This window comes from Paraburkholderia sp. PREW-6R, assembly GCF_039621805.1.
Taxonomy (GTDB): Bacteria; Pseudomonadota; Gammaproteobacteria; order Burkholderiales; family Burkholderiaceae; genus Paraburkholderia.
In genome coordinates, this window is record NZ_CP155074.1 from 143,006 (window position 1) to 157,222 (window position 14,217).

Sequence of the window (14,217 nt, forward strand, 5' to 3'; positions counted from 1 at the left end):
CTCGCTAAGTGCGTGCAGACATGCCGCCAGCCGCCGCAACGGGCGTGCCAGCGTGGTGGGGGTCCAGAAGGAATGCGGTTCAGGTGGGTGGACAGGACCGCGTAACGGACCCGCGTGACAGCTGACACTGGCGAGTCCGTTATGACAATGCAGTCCGCCTAGTTATCCGGATGGCTCGACGTAAAGCTCGCAAATGCGTTGTACGTCGGATTGATCGGAGAACCGTTGATCATGATGCCGTATGTGTCGTCGCCGCTATCCAGCACGTAGTACATCACAGACTCGATGTCGTGAGTCTTGCGAGCGTTGTAGAACTCGCCAAGTTGCGTAGTCACATAGTTGGCGCGGAAATCCTCAGTCTGGTCAGGACCGGTATTCCACTCGGTAATCATGAACGGCACGCCATAACGGGCCTTGCAATATGTCGGCAAATCGAAGCCGGGACCATTGCCATCGGTGCCCATGTTGAAGATGTCGCCGTAGGCATCGTAGTTGTGCCAGGTCGTAATGTCCCAGCGCAACGGCTGGTGGCCGCTGCTGCCGTCGGGTTGCATTCCCTCCCACAAGGCGTCCGCTGCGCCAACGTCGGCCACCGAGAAGTTGATCGCGCACTTTGCCGACGGTTGAACCGACTTCACGCCGTCCATCATGCCGCGCATCGCACCGCGCACGACAGGCCAGTTCGTGTTGTTGAAGTCCATCACCAGTTCGCCGGCGTACGAAAAGTCCATCACCGTTCCGTTCTGACGCGTCAGTTCGTTGCCGCATTCGTACATCGTCACGCCATACGGTGACAGTGCCCTTGCGATGGTTTGTGCGGTCGCATAGCCTGCGTAGTAGGCGATCGTTTCGTTGCCGAACAGGTTGCCGATGCTATCGAAGACGCCCTCTTCGATCAGAACGAACAGCGTGAGTCCGGCCGACTGGAAAGCTTGCGCAATCTGGACCATTGCGTTGAGCTGGATTGGGTCGGCAGTGCAGCCGACTCGATAGGTCGTGCAGCCCATTGCCTTCAGAATGGAAACCAGCTGGGCGGGCGTGTATGTGTAGTCCCAGTGCCCATTGACTCCATAGAAGTTGCCGGCAGTCGCGGCTACGGCAATACGCGGATCAGTACACGGTAACCATTGGCCACTGACATTGCGGACATCGACGTTCACGTAGAACTGGTTGTTCGTGCCGCAATGCCAGATCTTTCCGCCGTACCAGAGCAGCAGAGACACGTTATATGTATTGCCGACCGTCGAACCATTTCTATAGACGACGCCATTGGCCAGCGTCCAGACGTTGCCGACGCTATCCGTGATCGCGCTTGCGCCCGGAATCGCCGTGCCGTCTGCCGATGTCGAACTAACGGGAGTGGCTACTTTCGCTGTGGCCTTGGCTGCGTTAGAACTCGCAGTGTTGGTGCTGCCGTCTTGCGAGCTGCCGCCGCAAGCGCTCAATAGATAACTGCCTCCGAGGGCCGTCAGGCATCCTATGAATTGACGTCTTTTCATCATCACGAATAAATTCCGTTGTCGAGAAAATCTCGAGAAAAAATAAAAAAGTCCCGCATACCCGGTCAATGAATGACCGAAGCTAGTTGTGAAATCATCTATTTGATTAGCGTACCTAACTAAATGAAAGGTAGCGATCATGAAGCGGATTCGATGCTCGATTTCACTGAAGGCAAGCAGGTGCGATGAGCCGTGCGGGCTCATGGGCAAAGCGTCGTCTTTATCGGGCAAGCCGGGTGCAGGTCACGACGACATGAAACCGATCGACGGACCCGTTGCTGATACTCAAAGCCACAATATGCCTGCGGATCTGTCGAAGTAGACGGACCACAGGTGCGGGGACCACATCGGTAAATCCTCTACGCGGTCCTCGCTGGCGGGTAAATAGTAACCGCGATCTCTGCTGGACTAAAGTGTTACCGCATACTTGACGGCCAGAAAGCAAAAAATTTTCTAATGTTTTCGACAATGACAAAAAATCATACTTTATCGGGACGAGGTGCGCAGTATTGGACCAAGCCGCGAATGCTTCGCCCCGGTTCGAGCGGTCGCATATTGGCCACATTTACCGATTCGGGCGTACCTGATGCATCAGATTTTCGGGTCGGGCCTGCGAGGTTTCAACGCAGTAAGCGGCGGGCACCACCTGGCGGCCTTTCGATGTCTGGGCGTATTTTAAATAGGGTTGTCAGGCGGGGTGTACCATTCCTTACCGGCACAAGAGTTTGATTCGAGGGTTTCAAAACCGCTCTCATGGTGCTCATTGCGGCAATGATGGATTAATCGTCATGTCAATCGAATGGAAGCAGCGTGTCAGGTTGTTCATTCAGCGCTTCTGGCAGCCGACGAGCGCATGCATGACGTGCATGCCTGGAAGCTGGACAAAGGTCGTGAGCGTTGCCCATTGGTCTATCGCATTGCACACCGGCTTGCTCACGGGATTACTCGCTGTCTTTCTGACCTTTACGCCGGCTGGAAAGCTGTACGCTAACCGGTTCGGCAATGCGTTGGTGGTGGGTCTGCTGACGACGGTAGGCGACGCGTATTCACACGCGAGCCAATATCGCATTCCATATATTGAACACATTGTCACCGGCGCGATCTCGGGGCTTCTGACGCTGGCCGGTTCATACCTCTTCGAAGATCGTGCGCGACGCCTCAGGGCAGTCTGGACCCGCGTGTTCGGATAACGCCCACATACGCAGCGATGCATTCGAGACTTCCCCAAAGCATCACTCACGCCGGCCGAATTTGTTTGGCATCCCGATAGATTGTTCTATCCGCATTGCGTGTATGGAAGCATGCGTCGTCGCGCATGTCACGTTACGTTCCGCGGAACACAACGGGAATATTCCGTGACATCTAACGGGTCTTTCGGCGACTGTCTTCCTGGTAGTCGCGGCCGATATTGGCTTTCCAGCCTCTTCCCCGCAAACGTCGCTCCAGATGGCGACTGGCATGGTCTCTGCAAATGTCCACCTCGCAATGGCCAGCGCAGTACACGTCAACATATAGAGAGGGCAGGGCGATGGACAAGAACATTACGGGTTCGGCGGTTACTGCAATCGCGCTGTGCGCGGCTGCGGCGTTTGGTGTGGCGGCGAGTGGCGCCGCGTTGGCGGATCCGGCGCCGTCGAGCGCGGGGCTGGTGCTGGGCGCAACTGCGGCTACGACTCCTGACTCGCTGGTATTGAGCTCGGTGGCGGGCGGTAGTGCGTCGGCGAACGGTGTCACGGTAGTAGTGGGGGGAGCGGGCGGGATCGGCATCGGCTTGAACAACCAACCGGCAGCACCACTGAGCGGTCTTCTCGGATCATTGTCGACCGGGTTGCCAGGCACGGGTGGCAGCGACCCGCTGGCGCCGGTGACGGGCGCGGTCGGGACGGTAACAGGCGCGCTTTCGGGCGTGGCGGGCAGTCATCCTTTAGCGCCGGTGGCGGGTGCGATAGGAGCGCTGACCGGAGCACTGTCTGGCGCGGGAGGCAGCGACCCGCTGGCGCCGGTGACGGGCGCGGTCGGGACGGTGACAGGCGCGTTGTCTGGCGCAGCCGGCAGCGATCCCTTAGCGCCTGTAACTGGCGCGGTCAGTGCCGTAACGACTGCTTTGACGGGCGCCGCTGGCAGCGATTCATTGGCACCCGTGACCAGCGCGATCGGAGCCGTAACAGGAGCTTTATCCGGCACTGCTGGCAATGATCCGCTTGCGCCACTAGCGGCTACCGTGACCAGCGCGACCGGCACGCTGCCAGATGCAGTGAGCTCCACGACCGGCAATCTTTCCAGTTCGGTCAGCGCTGCGACGGGTGCGCTGACGAGCGCTGTTGATTCGGGGACGGCGACATTGTCGAGCGCCGTCAATGCGACGACGGCAAATGTCCCGAGTACCCTTGATTCGACGACCGGTATCGTTGCGAACGCGGTCAACGCCGGGGCGAGCACAGCGTCCGGCACCGTGAACTCGTTGACTGGCGCCTTGACCGGCGCAGCCGGGAGCGATCCCCTGGCGCCGGTAACGGGCGTCGTCAACGCGGTGACGAGCACATTGGGAGGCGCAGCCGGAAGCGATCCCCTGGCGCCGGTAACGGGCGTCGTCAACTCGCTAACGAGCACACTGGCAGGCGCAGCCGGAAGCGATTCGCTAACGCCGGTAACGGGCGTCGTCAACTCAATAACGAACACGTTGACAGGCGCGGCCGGAAGCAATCCGCTAACGCCGGTAACAGGCGTCGTCAACTCGATAACGACCACACTGGCTGGCGCATCAGGCAGTAACCCGCTCGCCCCCGTCACAGGCGCAGTCACTTCCGTCACCAGCACGCTCGCTGGCGCGAACCCGATCGTGCCGATCACGAGCACGCTCGACACCGTCACGGCGAGCGCCGGCTCGCTCACCAGCACGTTGTCGAACGTGGGCAAGAACCTGCCGGTCGCGCCGCTGGCGAGCACGGTCGCCGCGCTAGGGACGACGCTCGCGTCATCCACGGGCATCGCGGCCACCGTCACCGGCGCGGTTGGCGCAGGAATCACGGCGTCGAGCAATGTCGTCAGTGCGGGGACGGCGGCGGGATCGGGCGGGTCGGCCAGTGCGGCGGCGCCGGGTCTGCTGACGCCGGTGACCGGACCGGTGGCGTCCCTGAATTCGACGACATCGCACGCTGGCAGCGGCGGAACCATGCTTGCCCCGGTGACCGGTCTGCTGACTGCCGTGACAGGCGCACTGCCCAGGTGATTGGCTAGTGGCGTCGATGGGCCGGCCTCGCCTCGTGCAGGGAGTCAGGCCGGCCCGCGAAGATGTGAGACGCCTTGCGCTCGTCCCACCGTCGCAGCGTTACGCCGACGGCAAAAAGTACCCCGGTTGATCCAGATCGGCGAGCAACCCCGGCTGCTCCGGCTTCCAGCCGAGATAAGTGCGGGTTCGCTCGCTGGAGGCCGGGCAATCCAGCCCTGCGAATCGCGCCATCCAGCCGAAATGCTCGGCGGCTTCTTCCAATGATCTGGACTCCACAGGAATATTCAACCTTCGGCCGATGATTCCGGCAATCTCTCTGAACGGAATGCCTTCTTCGGCAATCGCGTGAAACGGGCCACCCTGGACACCGCGCTCAAGCGCAAGCCGATAGATGCGTGCCGCGTCGAACCGATGCACGGCCGGCCAACGATTGTCGCCGCCGTCCACGTAGACAGACACACCTTTCTCACGCGCGAGGCCGATCAGCATCGGCACGAAGCCATGATCGCCCACGCCATGCACGGTCGGCGCGAGGCGCACCGCCGTCACCCGCACACCGCGAGACGCAAATTTGGCCGCTGCCTCTTCCGGATTGCGAGGAAAGGCGGGTGCGGGTATCCGCGCCTGGTCGTCCTCGGTCGCGACGCGCCCCGGCGCAAGTAGCGCCACGCCGGATGTGACGATCAGCGCGCGGTCCGAGCCCTCCAGTTCGGTGCCGATCGCGTCGATCGCGCGCCGTTCCTGCTCGCAGTTCTCGACCATCCTCGAAAAGTCATGATTGAACGCGGTGTGTATCACGGCGTCCGCTTGAGCCGCACCTTGTTTCAGGATGTCGAGATCGTCCAGGGTGCCGTGGAGCGCGTTCGCGCCCGCGGCTACGAGACGCTTGCCGCCATCGTCTGAACGCGTCAGCCCGATCACTTCATGGCCAGCGGCAATCAGATCGTCGACGACGGCCGAGCCCACCCAACCCGTTGCTCCGGTTACGAATACACGCATGATCGTCCTTTCCGAATGTTGTCGTGAGGCCAATATCGGCGTGCGAGGCATCGTAGTAAAGTAGTGACGTTATCGTGTTATAAAAAGTACCCCAATGAGCGACGAAGTGGCCAGTCACGCCCTGCTGGGCGTCTATCTGCGGGATCGTCGCACGAAGCTCGATCCGGCGTCTTTCGGCCTTTCGATGGAACGTCGGCGTACGCCTGGGCTGCGTCGCGAAGAGGTTGCCCGGCGCGCCAACATCAGCGCCGCATGGTACACGTGGCTCGAACAGGGCCGCGGCGGGGCGCCGTCGGCAGACGTGCTCGACCGGATCGCAAGCGCGCTGATGCTGACCGCCGTGGAGCGCGAACATCTCTTTTTGCTTGGCTTGGGCCGGCCGCCTGAAGCGCACTACCAGGGTAACGACGGTGTGACCCCGCGGTTGCAGCGTGTGCTCGATGCGTTGAATCCGAGCCCCGCGCTGATCCGCACCGCAACCTGGGAGGTCATCGCGTGGAACCAGGCGGCGACGGTGCTGCTCGTCGACTACGAATCGCTGCCGCCGGGTCGGCGCAACGTGCTGCACTACATGTTTCTCGATCCACGTGCCCGCGCCGTGCAGTATGACTGGGAGAGCGTGGCGCGCTTCGTCGTAGGCGCGTTCCGGGTGGACGTGGCGCGCGCCGGCGCGGCGACGGCGGTCAGCAAGCTCGTCGACGAGTTGTGCCGCCTGAGCCCCGACTTTGAGCGGATGTGGCGTGATAACGATGTCCGCACGCATGGCGAGGCGGTCAAACATATCCGCCACCCGGTGTTCGGGCCATTCTCGTTCGAGTATTCAGGATTCTCGGTAGACGGTCGGCCCGATCTCACGATGGTGGTCTACAACCCGGCAACCTCGGAGGATCTCGCCAAGATCAGTTCGGCTATGGCTGCGGCGGTCACGAGCTGACACGCGGCGCGCTTGCCACGTATGCCGCGGGCCGCCGCAACTACCGTTTGCCAGGTAACGCGCAAGCAACTGCAGAAGTTGCCGTAGGCGCCGAGCGTGTACCGGAGGGTCGCGATGCAACCAGCCGGTACATCACGCGCAGCCGCCGCGTGGTTCGCGTCAATCGTCCAGCAGCGACAGATCGCGCACGGCCCCCTTGTCGGCCGACATCACCAGTTTCGCGTAAGCCTTGAGCGCCGCCGACACCTTGCGCGGACGCGGGTTAGCCGGCTTCCAGCCCCGGGCGTTCTGTTCCTCGCGACGGCGCGCCAGTTCTTCGTCGGACAGCAGCACGTTGATCGTGCGATTCGGAATGTCGATGCGGATACGGTCGCCATTGCGCACGAGACCGATTGCGCCGCCAGCCGCCGCTTCCGGCGAACAGTGCCCGATGGACAGTCCCGACGTGCCACCCGAAAAGCGCCCGTCGGTCAGCAGCGCGCACGCTTTGCCCAGACCCTTCGACTTGATATAGCTCGTCGGGTAAAGCATTTCCTGCATGCCGGGCCCGCCCTTCGGTCCTTCGTAGCGCACGATCACCACGTCGCCGGCCTTGACCTTGTCGTTGAGGATGTTCTCCACCGCCTCATCCTGTGATTCAGTCACGTGAGCCGTGCCCTCGAACACCAGAATGCTTTCGTCGACGCCAGCGGTTTTCACGACGCAACCGTCTACCGCGATGTTGCCTGTCAACACGCCCAGGCCGCCTTCCTTCGAGAACGCGTGCTCATACGAACGGATGCAGCCTTCGGCGCGATCCAGATCGAGGCTCGGCCAGCGCGTGTTCTGGCTGAACGCCACTTGTGTGGGGATGCCGGCGGGGCCGGCCTTGTAGAAGTGGCGAACGGCTTCGTCCTGCGTAACGGCGATGTCCCACTGATTCAGCGCGTCTTTCAGCGTCGCGGCGTGCACGGTGGGCACGTTCGTGTGCAGCTTGCCCGCGCGGTCCAGTTCACCGAGGATCGCCATGATGCCGCCGGCACGATGCACGTCTTCGATGTGGTACTTGTTCGTGTTCGGCGCGACCTTGCACAACTGCGGCACGACGCGCGAGAGGCGGTCGATGTCGGCCATCGTGAAGTCGATTTCCGCTTCGCGTGCAATCGCCAGCAAATGCAGGATCGTGTTCGTCGAGCCGCCCATGGCGATATCGAGCGTCATCGCGTTTTCGAACGCGTTGAAACCCACCGCGCGCGGCAGCACGGTGTCGTCTTCCTGCTCGTAGTACTGGCGGGCCAGTTCGACGATGCGACGGCCGGCGCGCTTGAATAGCTGCTCGCGGTCCGCGTGCGTGGCGACCACGGTGCCATTGCCCGGCAGCGACAAACCGAGCGCTTCGGTCAGGCAGTTCATCGAGTTAGCCGTGAACATGCCCGAGCACGAGCCGCAGGTGGGGCACGCGGAGCGTTCCACTTCGGCGACTTCTGCGTCGGTGTAGTTTTTGTCGGCGGCGATCACCATTGCGTCCACCAGGTCGAGCTTCCTGAACTCCATCGCCTTGGTGACGGGATTGGCGAGGCGTGTCTTGCCCGCTTCCATCGGGCCGCCGGAGACGAAGATCACCGGAATGTTCAGCCGCATCGCGGCCATCAGCATGCCCGGCGTGATCTTGTCGCAGTTCGAGATGCACACCATTGCATCGGCGCAGTGCGCATTGACCATGTATTCCACCGAGTCCGCGATGATGTCGCGGCTCGGCAGCGAGTACAGCATGCCGTCGTGACCCATCGCGATGCCGTCATCGACGGCAATGGTGTTGAATTCCTTGGCGACGCCGCCGGCAGCTTCGATTTCGCGCGCGACGAGCTGGCCGAGGTCTTTCAGGTGTACGTGTCCGGGCACGAACTGGGTGAACGAATTGACCACCGCGATGATCGGCTTGGAGAAGTCTTCGTCTTTCATGCCGGTGGCACGCCACAGCGAGCGCGCTCCCGCCATGTTGCGGCCGGCGGTGGAGGTTTTGGAACGGTAGGTGGGCATCGTGGGTGCTAAAGAATGATTGCGGAAAGGTAGCGGGCCACGGGAATAAAGGCCCTTTGCACGCCATCGCAAACAACCTCTTGAGTCGCGCTCTGGGCAAACGCGGCATTATCCCACAGGGGGGTGAACGCTTGCCGGGACGGCGCGCTGTGTCGACAGCACGCCGCGCGCGTTCGCGGCAGTCGTCGCGCATGCCTGAACTGTATTGTTCGTTTGCCTGGCTGCAATGGACTGAGCCCGCTGTTTTTTTATCTCAAGTCGCGTTTTGCACGGCGGCTTTCGCAGACGCGCGCAATGCCATTGGAGCACGCGTATCTCGACGTGTTCAGAAAACGCTTTCGCGCGACGGCAATACGCGTTACCTGGTACTTTTAGCTGCGGCTGCAAGCGCTTCGTCACGCTCACGGCTCCATGCTTCGAGCAGGGCCCGCGTCTGCGCATGGATAGTGGATCGGAGCAGTTCAGCCTTCTCGGCATCGATGGTCTTCCAGCCGAGAAACGTCAGCGTCGAGCGATGCGCGACGTGAAAAACCATCAGCTGTCCGTGCAGGCTGAATGCGCGGATCAGCGTGATGGGGTCGTCGGCGGCGCGGCCTGATATGCGCGCCACGAGGCCGGCGGTCGCATTGTTGAGCGGCTCGCGAATACGGCTGGAAATGATTTTCGTCGCGCTGTCGGGTTCATAGCCGGCCTGCTCGCGTGCGAAGAACAATCGCCTTCCCGGCTTGCTCGCTTTCGCGAGCGCGGTGTCGGCAATGGCGTCCTGAATGCCAATGAACGCATCGATCAACGTTTCCGTGTCGGCGTCTTCGCTCAGCACCTTTTGCGCGTGCTCGACAGGCGGGCCCAACGTCTGCCAGGCGCGATCGGTCATGGCCTCGATGCACGCGTGGTACACGCCTTCCTTGTTCTCGAAGTAATACTGCAACGCAGGCGCATTGACGCCGGCGCGGGCCGCAATGTCGCGCGTCGATGCGCCATCGAATCCATGTTCGCCAAACAGGTCGACCGCCGCCTCGATGATCCGGTTGCGGGTTTCGTCGCCGCGCGCATAGCCGCCTTCCGTTGAGCGGCGCAGCTTCTTTGCGGTGTTCATGCCTTTCTCTCTCCGCATTGCTTTCTCTTTACGCCCTGAAAGGAAAGTCCCTGCAAGGCGGTCGAAGAAATATATCACTTGACACAATTTTATCGGCTGGAATAATTGTGCCGATTGGAATTATTTGGACTTCAAGATGTCATCGACCGCAGGCTCACCCTCCCGTCCAATGCCCGACGCTGACTCGCCCGCAGCGGGCGCGCGGCGTCCATCGCGGCGCACGCTGCTGATTGCTTTTGTCGTGGTCGCGTTGATTGCCGGCGCAGTGTATCTCGCACGCTGGTGGACGGTCGGCCGCTTCATCGAAAGCACGGACGACGCCTATCTGCAAGCCGACAGCGTCACCGTAGCGCCGAAGATCGCGGGCTATGTGACCGAAGTGTATGTCGCGGATAACCAGGTGGTGAAGCCCGGTGATCCACTGGTTCATCTCGACGCGCGCCAATACCAGGTCGCACTCGACCAGGCGCTGGCCACGATCGACGCGCGTAAAGCCGACATCGAACGCGCGCAGGCCGACATCAGACAGCAGCAATCCAACATTGCGCAGGCTCAGGCGCAACAGCAGGTGTCACGCGTGAGCGCCCAGCATGCGAGCGATGAAGTGCGGCGCTACGCTCCGCTCGTCGCTACCGGTGCCGAGAGCAGCGAGCGGCTCGCCGAATTGACCAGCACGCGCGATCAGGCGAATGCCACGCTCGCTGCGAATGCGGCCGCGGTCGACGCAGCGCGTTCGCAGATCGGTTCGGCCACGGCCCAACTCACGCAGGCGCGCGCTCAGCTCGAAGCCGCGCAGGCGAGCGCGCAGCAATCTCAACTCGATCTGGATAACACCGTGGTGCGCAGCGTGCTCGGCGGCAAGATCGGCGATCGTACCGTGCGGGTCGGACAGTACGTACAGCCGGGCACTCGCATGCTGACCGTCGTGCCGGTGCAAAGCACTTATCTGCTCGCGAACTTCAAGGAAACCCAGGTGGGCCGGATGCGTGTCGGCCAGCCGGTGGAGATGCATGTCGACGCATTGCCGGGGCACACGTTGCACGGCGTGATCGACAGTTTCTCGCCTGGTACTGGGTCACAGTTTGCGTTGCTGCCGCCGGAGAATGCCACCGGTAACTTTACGAAAATCGTGCAGCGCGTCCCTGTGCGAATCCGGATCGACACCGGCGCGGAAACGCGCAGCGTGCTGTTGCCGGGGCTTTCGGTGAACGTGGACGTGGACACGCGTTCGGCGCGTGATCGTGATGCGCGTATCGACGCCGAGAACCACCGTGGCTGAGTCGACCGCAACTGCGCCGGCTCACGCCGCGCCGCCGGGCGCACCGCACGCGGAAGAGCGCGCGAGCGCCGGCGACTGGATCGCCGTCGCCGCCGGCGCGCTCGGCGCGTTGATGGCGACGCTCGACATCTCGATCACGAACTCCGCGCTGCCGCAGATCCAGGGCGAAATCGGTGCGACCGGCACCGAGGGCACATGGATTTCCACTGGCTATCTGATGTCGGAAATCGTGATGATCCCGCTTGCGGCATGGCTCACACGTGTATTCGGCCTGCGCAATTTTCTGCTGACCAATTCCGCGCTTTTCATCGCGTTCTCGATGATGTGCGGCTGGTCGCACACATTGCCGATGATGATCGCCGGCCGCATCGGCCAGGGCTTCACAGGCGGCGCGCTGATTCCAACCGCGCAGACGATCATCCGCACCCGCCTGCCGCTGTCGCAATTGCCGGTCGGCATGACCATGTTCGGGTTGATCGTATTGCTCGGGCCGCTGCTCGGGCCCGTGGTGGGCGGCTGGCTGGCGGAGAACATCAGCTGGAGCTGGTGCTTCTTCATGAATCTGCCGATCTGCCTTGCGCTGATGACATTGCTGATTGTCGGGTTGCCGTCCGACCGGCCGCATTGGGAAGCCTTTTTCAACGCGGACTGGCTTGGTATCGTCGGTCTCGCGATCGGTCTTAGCTCGCTGACCGTGGTGCTGGAAGAAGGTCAGCGTGAGCGCTGGTTCGAGTCGTCGATGATCGTTTCGCTCACCTGCGTGTCGGTGTTCGGCATGCTGTTGATCGCCGCATCGCAAATGACCGCGAAGAAGCCGATCGTGCGCCTGAGTTTGATGCGCAACCCGAATTACGCGAGCGTGATCGTGATCGTGTCGGCAGTCGGCGCAGCGCTTTACGGCGTGTCGTATCTGCTGCCGCAGTTTCTCGGCGTGGTGGCGGGTTATAACGCGGAACAGTCGGGCGCGATCATGCTGTTATCCGGCTTGCCGGCCTTTCTGATCATGCCGGTTCTGCCGCGACTGCTCGGCAAATTCGACTTTCGTGTGCTCGTGATTACCGGCCTTCTGATGTACGCGATCAGCTGCATGATCGACATCGACCTGACGGCGCAAAGCGTGGGTCATGACTTCGTCTGGTCGCAGCTGATACGCGGCACCGCGCAAATGCTCGCAATGATGCCGCTCAATCAGGCGTCGATGGCGGCAGTATCGCGCGAGGATTCCGGCGACGCCGCCGGGCTGTACAACATGGCGCGCAATCTCGGTGGATCGATCGGGCTGGCCGTGATCGGCACCGTGATCGACCGGCGCACCACGTTTCACACCGCCATGATCCGCGAGTCCGTCAGCGCCAATTCGCTGGTCGGTCAGGAGAGCCTGACGGCCAACGCCGCGAACTGGTTTGCTCATACCGGCGACATGGCGTACTCGCACATGCGCGCACTCGGGCAACTTGGCGCGCAGATCCAGCAGCAGGCCGTGGTGATGACCTATTCGGAAACGTTCTATCTGCTCGGCATCGCGCTACTTGCCTGCGTTCCACTCGCGCTGCTGCTCAAAACGCCGCGCCGGAATGCGCCGCCGCCTCCGTCTGCCGGACACTAATGTCTCTTCATTTCAACATGATGTTCAATCGTCCTTCGGGTTTCGCTCTGGCTGTTGCCGCTCTGGTGTCCGTGCTGTCGGGCTGCACGGTCGGCCCTGATTATCACGGCGCGCCGGCCGTCGCACAGGACGCCCACGGCAGCGCCACTTTCGTGCGTGCGCCGGCCTCCGGCACGCTCACCACGCCCGCGCCGAACCAGTGGTGGCTTGCATTCAACGATCCGCAATTGAACGATCTGATCGCCGCCGCGCTCGCGCACAGCCCCGATGTGCACATTGCGCAGGCAAGATTGCGTGAATCGCGCTCACAATTGCAGCAGCAACGGGCGAACGAATTGCCGAAAGTGTCGGCGGATGCGGCCGCGCTGCGCATGCGCGAGCCTGATCTCAACTCGCTCGGCTCGGCGACTTCCTCCGGCGCGGGCGGCAGTAGCGTGGCTTCCACTGGGCGAGGTCCGCTGCAGCTGTACACCGCGGGCTTCGACGCGTCGTGGGAAATCGATCTGTTCGGCGGCACGCGGCGTGCGATCGAGGCGGCGTCCGCCGACGCGCAAGCCGTCGACGCCGATCTATCAGACACGCAAGTGTCGCTCGCCGCAGAAGTCGCGCAGACCTATATCGAACTACGCGATCAGCAGAAACGGCTCGAACTCGCGCAGCGTCAGGCCGAGACCGAGCAGCGCATGTTGACGCTCACGCAGCAGCGCCGCGAGCGCGGCACGGCGGCGGACCTCGACGTCGAACGTCTGTCCACGCAGGTTGAAAATACCCGCGCAACGCTGATTCCGCTGGATGCCCAACTTACCGACTCGCTCGACCGCCTCGCCGTGCTGACCGGCCGTGAGCCCGGCGCGCTGGACGAACAGCTCGCCGCCGTTCAGCCGTTGCCCGTGCTGCCCGCGAGCGTGCCGATCGGCGACCCGTCGGCGATGCTGCAGCAACGGCCCGACATTCGCGCGGCGGAGCGGCGGCTCGCGTCGAGCAATGCGCAGATCGGCGAACATATTGCAGACTTCTTTCCGAAAGTGACGCTGCTCGGCGATCTCGGATTCAGTGCGGGTGATCCGGGTCATCTGGTGCGCAAAAGCAATTTTAGCTGGATCGGTGCGCCTTATCTGCAATGGAACCTGTTGGATTTCGGACGCACGCTCGGTAGCGTGCACGCGGCAGAAGCGTCGCGTGACGAAGCCGAAGCGCGTTATACGAAGGCGGTGCTCGGCGCGCTGCAGGACGCGAATTCGTCGCTGTCGCGCTATGGGCATCAGCGGGACCACGTGGTGACGCTGCAGAAGGTGCAGGCGTCGGCGAGCCACTCGGCTACGCTGATGCGGCAGCGGTACTCCGCGGGTGTCGCTACGTTGATCGATCTGCTGGACACGCAGCGCGAGGAATTCACCGCGCAGCAGAACGTGGTGGCTGGTCAGGCTGAGTTGCTGAAAGATTTCGTATCGTTGCAGAAGAGTCTTGGACTCGGGTGGGAGGCGCAAAAGGGCTAAGGATAGCGCTTGCCACACAACGCTGTCCGCATTAACGTACGGCAGACGAAGCAGTCGCCT

The 14,217-nt window shown here is 62.2% G+C and carries 10 protein-coding genes; 6 read left to right on the forward strand and 4 right to left on the reverse strand.

The features are described 5' to 3' along the window. Nucleotides 1–158: 158 nt before the first annotated feature. Nucleotides 159–1,502: a hypothetical protein gene (locus AAGS40_RS15950; RefSeq protein ID WP_345815750.1), complete on the reverse strand. Its 1,344-nt coding sequence runs from the start codon at nt 1,500–1,502 to the stop codon at nt 159–161. 785 nt (nt 1,503–2,287) lie between these two features. Between AAGS40_RS15950 and AAGS40_RS15955 the strand changes: the two genes are divergently transcribed. Together AAGS40_RS15955 and AAGS40_RS15960 are read left to right on the forward strand one after the other, a co-directional pair. Beyond that, nucleotides 2,288–2,689 (forward strand): hypothetical protein, encoded by a 402-nt coding sequence (locus AAGS40_RS15955; protein ID WP_345815751.1) that lies wholly within the window; start codon nt 2,288–2,290, stop codon nt 2,687–2,689. 338 nt (nt 2,690–3,027) lie between these two features. After that, nucleotides 3,028–4,728 carry a hypothetical protein gene (locus AAGS40_RS15960; protein WP_345815752.1) on the forward strand — a complete coding sequence of 567 codons (1,701 nt, stop codon included), beginning with the start codon at nt 3,028–3,030 and terminating at the stop codon, nt 4,726–4,728. 99 nt (nt 4,729–4,827) lie between these two features. Here the strand turns inward: AAGS40_RS15960 and AAGS40_RS15965 are convergent, their stop codons facing one another. Next, nucleotides 4,828–5,727: an SDR family oxidoreductase gene (locus tag AAGS40_RS15965; protein ID WP_345815753.1), complete on the reverse strand. Its 900-nt coding sequence runs from the start codon at nt 5,725–5,727 to the stop codon at nt 4,828–4,830. A 94-nt stretch (nt 5,728–5,821) separates the two neighbouring features. Here AAGS40_RS15965 and AAGS40_RS15970 point away from each other — a divergent pair, with 94 nt between their 5' ends. Further along, nucleotides 5,822–6,661 carry a helix-turn-helix transcriptional regulator gene (locus tag AAGS40_RS15970; RefSeq protein WP_345815754.1) on the forward strand — a complete coding sequence of 280 codons (840 nt, stop codon included), beginning with the start codon at nt 5,822–5,824 and terminating at the stop codon, nt 6,659–6,661. Nucleotides 6,662–6,820: 159 nt separating this feature from the next. Here AAGS40_RS15970 and ilvD read toward each other — a convergent pair whose 3' ends face one another. Continuing rightward, entirely contained in the window at nt 6,821–8,680 is a 1,860-nt protein-coding gene (ilvD, locus tag AAGS40_RS15975) for a dihydroxy-acid dehydratase (protein ID WP_345815755.1), read from the reverse strand. 358 nt (nt 8,681–9,038) lie between these two features. Then, the gene (locus tag AAGS40_RS15980; protein WP_345815756.1) at nt 9,039–9,776 is read right to left on the reverse strand and encodes a CerR family C-terminal domain-containing protein; all 738 of its coding nucleotides are present in this window, start codon (nt 9,774–9,776) and stop codon (nt 9,039–9,041) included. A gap of 169 nt (nt 9,777–9,945) precedes the next feature. Between AAGS40_RS15980 and AAGS40_RS15985 the strand changes: the two genes are divergently transcribed. From AAGS40_RS15985 to AAGS40_RS15995, 3 genes are read left to right on the forward strand one after another with little or no spacing between them, the layout of a single operon-like run. Further along, on the forward strand, nt 9,946–11,055 hold the full coding sequence (locus AAGS40_RS15985; RefSeq protein ID WP_345816577.1) for an HlyD family secretion protein: 1,110 nt from the start codon (nt 9,946–9,948) through the stop codon (nt 11,053–11,055). Further along, nucleotides 11,048–12,661 (forward strand): MDR family MFS transporter, encoded by a 1,614-nt coding sequence (locus AAGS40_RS15990; RefSeq protein ID WP_345815757.1) that lies wholly within the window; start codon nt 11,048–11,050, stop codon nt 12,659–12,661. Before AAGS40_RS15985 ends, AAGS40_RS15990 begins: the two co-directional genes overlap by 8 nt. Before the next feature lie 17 nt (nt 12,662–12,678). Next, the gene (locus AAGS40_RS15995; RefSeq protein ID WP_345816578.1) at nt 12,679–14,157 is read left to right on the forward strand and encodes an efflux transporter outer membrane subunit; all 1,479 of its coding nucleotides are present in this window, start codon (nt 12,679–12,681) and stop codon (nt 14,155–14,157) included. The last annotated feature ends 60 nt before the right edge of the window (nt 14,158–14,217 follow it).